The sequence below is a fragment of the Vibrio sp. 1562 genome (genome assembly GCF_033340155.1).
In the GTDB taxonomy this organism is placed as follows: domain Bacteria; phylum Pseudomonadota; class Gammaproteobacteria; order Enterobacterales; family Vibrionaceae; genus Vibrio; species Vibrio alginolyticus.
The window spans coordinates 1-726 of the sequence record NZ_JAWOVY010000305.1; the positions used below are offsets into that span (position 1 = coordinate 1).

General features: G+C 52.1%; 1 protein-coding gene. It reads right to left on the bottom strand.

Annotated features, from left to right (window positions below):
* On the bottom strand, positions 1–726 hold a 726-nt coding region (locus R7Z49_RS24825), incomplete at both ends, for a tandem-95 repeat protein (RefSeq protein WP_318112350.1).

Sequence of the window (726 nt, forward strand, 5' to 3'; positions counted from 1 at the left end):
ACCGTGGTAGTTGTCGTTTGGCGTGTAAGTGACGCTGCCATCCGGGTTGACCGAGACCGTGCCGTTCGCTGGACCGTTATTGGTATCCAGCGACACCACTTTATCGTCGCCTTCGAACGTGTCGTTACCTAAAACCTTAATGATGGTTGGCGTGTCTTCCACAACCGTCGCGTTGTCTGCCACGATATCCGCCACTGGCGCTACTGTGAAGTTCACCGTTTGGCTAACGCTCTCGCCGCTTGGATCGGTAGCCGTAAACGTCAGCGCTTCTGAGCCGTTCCAGTCTGCCGTTGGAGTGAACGTAGCAATACCATTGACGATCGCCACTTGAATGTTGCTATTACCAGAAACGCTGAAGCTCAGCTCGCCATCCACATTATCCACATCGCTGAAAGCAGTATTTAGATCGATGCTGTATGGCGTGAAATCTTCCGCCAAGGTTTGGTCTGCAATGTTGCTCTCAACCACAGGTGTGTCGTTCACCGCATTCACGGTGACGTTAACCGTCGCTTGGTCGGTCAGTGAACCATCGGTGACGGTGTAAGTGATTTTAGCATCGCCATGGAAGTTCTCAGCCGGTGTGAACACCAGTTTTCCATCAACAATCTCGACTGTCCCTTGCTCACTCGGCACAGATGCCGAGTCAATCGACAGCGTATCGCCATCGATGTCAGTATCGTTTGGTAGGACATCAATCGTGACAGCGGTATCTTCTTGTGTTGTTGC